At 58.6% G+C, this 3,935-nt stretch carries 4 protein-coding genes; all 4 read right to left on the bottom strand.

Translation table 11 applies throughout. The annotated features are described in order from the left end of the window. Positions 1-89: 89 nt before the first annotated feature. The 4 genes from QMX98_RS32975 to QMX98_RS32960 all read right to left on the bottom strand — a co-directional run bounded on the left by QMX98_RS32975 (position 90) and on the right by QMX98_RS32960 (position 3,829). Positions 90-578, bottom strand: coding sequence for an RDD family protein (locus tag QMX98_RS32975; protein WP_010457440.1), 489 nt, complete (start codon positions 576-578; stop codon positions 90-92). A 94-nt stretch (positions 579-672) separates the two neighbouring features. Continuing rightward, positions 673-885: a cold shock domain-containing protein gene (locus QMX98_RS32970; RefSeq protein ID WP_003175786.1), complete on the bottom strand. Its 213-nt coding sequence runs from the start codon at positions 883-885 to the stop codon at positions 673-675. Positions 886-1,289: 404 nt separating this feature from the next. Beyond that, complete coding sequence (gcvT, locus tag QMX98_RS32965) at positions 1,290-2,414, bottom strand: glycine cleavage system aminomethyltransferase GcvT (RefSeq protein WP_077748704.1); 1,125 nt, start codon at positions 2,412-2,414, stop codon at positions 1,290-1,292. 38 nt (positions 2,415-2,452) lie between these two features. Then, entirely contained in the window at positions 2,453-3,829 is a 1,377-nt protein-coding gene (locus QMX98_RS32960) for an L-serine ammonia-lyase (protein WP_282412002.1), read from the bottom strand. Between the last annotated feature and the right edge of the window lie 106 nt (positions 3,830-3,935).

The raw sequence follows: 3,935 nt of genomic DNA, 5'->3' as shown, positions 1-3,935 counted from the left end.
CGATGGCGGTGCGTCAGTCACATGTATGTTGACTGAAGCACCGCCATCGCGAGCAGGCTCGCTCCCACAGTGGTTTTTGCTTCCCGCAGCTACTTGGTCTTCTTCGGAATGCGCACGAGCTGCGTGTTCGAGTACATGTCATGCCAGCTGCGTTTCTGTTTATCGAACAGCGACCAGAAGAACCCAAGGCCAACGCACAACAGCGACGCGATCGACACGACAAACCGCAGCAGCGCCTGCCACAGGCTGATGGACGAACCATCCGCGTTCTGCACGCGAATGCACCACACCTGCATACCCAGCGTCTGACCGGACCAGGTCCAGAACTTGGCAAAAAAACCAAACAACACAAACAGCAACACCGTCGATAGCAGCGGATCACCGTCCAGCGCGCCGGATTCGGTCAATGTGCGCATTTTGTCTTCGCCGATGATCGCCATCTGGATCATCTTGTAAATGCCGCTGGTGACGATCAGCAGGGCGGTGCACAAGAGGAAGTCATAGAACATCGCTGCCAGGCGACGGCCCAGGGTGGCGGCGGGAAAGTCGCCCTGGGGGTTGAGCAGGTGTTTCGACATGGCAGCCTCTGGACGGAAAAAAAGCCATTTTACGGATTTACGCGCACAAAAAAGCCCCTGATGTCAGCATCAGGGGCTTTTTCGTTACAGAAGATTAGGCTTCTGCTTGTACTTCGTCAGCCTGCATGCCTTTCTGGCCTTGCACAGCAACGAAAGTCACTTTCTGGCCTTCTTTCAGGCTTTTGAAGCCGTTGCCCTGAATAGCGCGGAAATGCACGAACAGATCCGGACCGCTTTCTGGAGTGATAAAACCAAAACCTTTCTCGTCGTTAAACCACTTGACGGTACCGCTCTGACGTTGGGACATTTCTTATTTCCTTTGACGCAAAAATTAATGACAGTCTCCTTCTCATGAAAGAGTACTGGGGCTGGTTGCAGGAGAGTAAGAAGACGTCGAACGGGATGTAGCTAACTTGTAGGCTACTGCCCAGGTCACGATTCCAAGCGACCCATGCAAACACAGTGAACAAACTCTACGCCAACTACGTGAGAAAAAACAAGCCCTGTGAGAGCCCCGGTTTTGCTCAGGTTGATGGCAGTAGCGTGTCCACTAGTGCGGGCTTATTCGATTGGGTTGTTCAATTGTTTTCGAACGTTATAAGCAACGTTCATAAACGAAGCTTAGAGCCAAAGACATGCACTGTTTTATGGCGGTTACGTTACACATTAGTGCACTGTTAACGCAACCGCGTTACTTATAGAAACAGTCAATCAGCCGCGATAGTAGCGTTGTGGAACAAATGGCATTTTGCTTACAAGCAAAGGCACCTTTTTCCCACGAACAATCGCCCATACGGGTGTATCAATAGCGATATAAGCGCTGTCGAGGTAGCCCATGGCTAAAGGTCCGCCCAGAGTCGGGCCAAAACCACCGCTGCACACAGCGCCGATGATGTCGCCTGCTTCGTTGACGATTTCCGCGCCTTCACGCACCGGTGTACGTTCCTGAGGCAACAGGCCCACACGCTTGCGGTTGACGCCGGCTTGTTGTTGCGCGAACACAGTCTCTGCGCCAGGGAAGCCGCCGGCCCGTGCGCCATCGGCGCGACGTGGCTTGGAGATGGCCCACAGCAGGCTGGCCTCGATCGGAGTGGTCTCGGTGTTCATGTCGTGGCCGTAGAGGCACAGGCCGGCTTCCAGGCGCAGGGAGTCGCGAGCGCCGAGGCCGATGGCCGCCACTTCAGGCTCAGCCAGCAGCGCGCGCGCCAAGACTTCGGCGTTGGCGGCCGGTACGGAGATTTCGAAGCCGTCTTCACCGGTGTAGCCCGAACGGCTGACAAAGCATTCGACACCCAGCAGTTTCACTCGGGTGAACTGCATGAAAGTCATCTTCGCGACTTCAGGCGCCAGACGAGCGAGCACGGTCACGGCAGCCGGGCCTTGCAGGGCCAGCAGCGCGCGTTCTTCGAACAGCGGTTCGATTGTGCACTGGTCGCCAATGTGCTTTTGCAGATGCGCAAGGTCCTGATCCTTGCAGGCGGCGTTGACCACCAGGAACAGTTCGTCGTTACCCAGGTTGGCGACCATCAGGTCGTCGAGGATTCCGCCGGTTTCATTGGTGAACATCGCGTAGCGCTGCATGCCCACCGGCAGGTCGATGATGTCCACCGGCACCAGGGTTTCCAGGGCCTTGGCGGCATTGGCGCCGGTCAGGCGGATCTGGCCCATGTGCGAGACATCGAACAGCCCGGCCTGATCACGGGTGTGCTGGTGTTCTTTCATCACGCCCAACGGGTATTGCACCGGCATGTCGTAGCCGGCGAACGGCACCATGCGCGCGCCGAGTTCGATGTGCAGTGCATGCAGCGGGGTTTTCAGCAATTGTTCGGTGGACATATTCAGCTCCTGAAAAAGTGTGCGGATGCGCGTGGGCATCAGCACTCGATAATGTTGACCGCCAAACCGCCACGGGCGGTTTCCTTGTATTTGCTTTTCATGTCGGCGCCGGTCTGGCGCATGGTGCGGATGACCTTATCGAGGGAGACGAAGTGCTGACCGTCGCCGCGCAGGGCCATGCGCACGGCATTGATGGCTTTCACCGAACCCATGGCGTTGCGCTCGATGCAAGGCACTTGCACCAGCCCGCCAATCGGGTCGCAGGTCAGGCCCAAGTTGTGTTCCATGCCGATTTCCGCCGCGTTTTCCACTTGCTGCACCGTGCCGCCAAGCACTTCGCACAGCGCGCCGGCCGCCATGGAACAGGCGACGCCGACTTCACCCTGACAACCGACTTCGGCGCCAGAGATCGAGGCGTTTTCTTTGTAGAGAATGCCGATGGCGGCGGCGGTCAGCAGAAAGCGCACGACGCCGTCTTCGTTGGCGCCGGGGATGAAGCGCATGTAGTAATGCAGCACCGCCGGGACGATGCCCGCTGCTCCGTTGGTGGGCGCGGTGACGACGCGCCCGCCGTTGGCGTTTTCTTCGTTGACCGCTAAAGCGTAGAGGTTGACCCAGTCCAGCACCGACAGCGGATCACGTAGCGCCGATTCCGGGTTCTTGCACAGTTGCCGATGCAGCGCAGCGGCCCGACGTTTGACCTTCAAGCCACCGGGCAGAATTCCTTCATTGCGGCAACCGGCGGCGACGCAATCCTGCATGACTTGCCAGATGTTCAGGAGGCCAGCGCGGGTTTCCGCTTCCGGGCGCCAGGCACTTTCGTTGGTCAGCATCAACTGGCTGATGGACAAGCCGTACGTGGCGCAATGACTGAGCAGGTCCTTGGCGCTTTTGAACGGGAAGGTCAGCGGCGTGGCGTCTTCGACAATGCGGTCGGCGCCGGCGGCGTCTTCATCGACCACGAATCCGCCGCCGACCGAGTAGTACTCGCGGCTGCGGATCTGTAGGCCCGCCGCGTCGAACGCACGAAAAATCATGCCGTTGGGGTGATAGGGCAACGGTTTGCGGATCATCGCCAGGTGTTCTTTCTCGTTGAACGCAATGTTGTGTTCGCCGAGCAGGTTCAAGCGACCATTGCCGCGAATATCTTGCAGACGGGCGGCGACGGTTTCGGTGTTCACGGTGTCCGGGTGTTCGCCTTCCAGGCCGAGCAACACGGCCTTGTCGCTGCCGTGGCCTTTACCGGTGGCGCCGAGCGAGCCGTAGAGCTCGACTTTGACGCAGGCGGTTGCAGTCAGCAGCCCTTCACGGCGCAAGCCTTCGGCAAAACGCGCAGCAGCGCGCATCGGGCCGACGGTGTGGGAGCTGGAAGGGCCGATGCCAATCTTGAACAGGTCGAACACGCTTAACGACATGGTTGTTCTCCGGTTTCTTGTTATGAGGAGCACCACACGACCTGTAGGAGCGAGGCTTGCCCGCGAAGCTTTTAGCGGCCGTGATGGCCTCTTCGCGGGCAAGCCT

This window comes from Pseudomonas sp. PS02303 (assembly GCF_029959925.1).
GTDB classification, from domain to species: Bacteria; Pseudomonadota; Gammaproteobacteria; order Pseudomonadales; family Pseudomonadaceae; genus Aquipseudomonas; species Aquipseudomonas mandelii.
This window is presented reverse-complemented; position numbering and strand designations above follow the sequence as displayed.

Coding starts and splice junctions, on each gene's coding strand:
- QMX98_RS32975 (WP_010457440.1), bottom strand. CDS start 578: ATGTCGAAACACCTGCTCAACCCCCAGGGCGACTTTCCCGCCGCCACC.
- QMX98_RS32970 (WP_003175786.1), bottom strand. CDS start 885: ATGTCCCAACGTCAGAGCGGTACCGTCAAGTGGTTTAACGACGAGAAA.
- gcvT (WP_077748704.1), bottom strand. CDS start 2,414: ATGTCCACCGAACAATTGCTGAAAACCCCGCTGCATGCACTGCACATC.
- QMX98_RS32960 (WP_282412002.1), bottom strand. CDS start 3,829: ATGTCGTTAAGCGTGTTCGACCTGTTCAAGATTGGCATCGGCCCTTCC.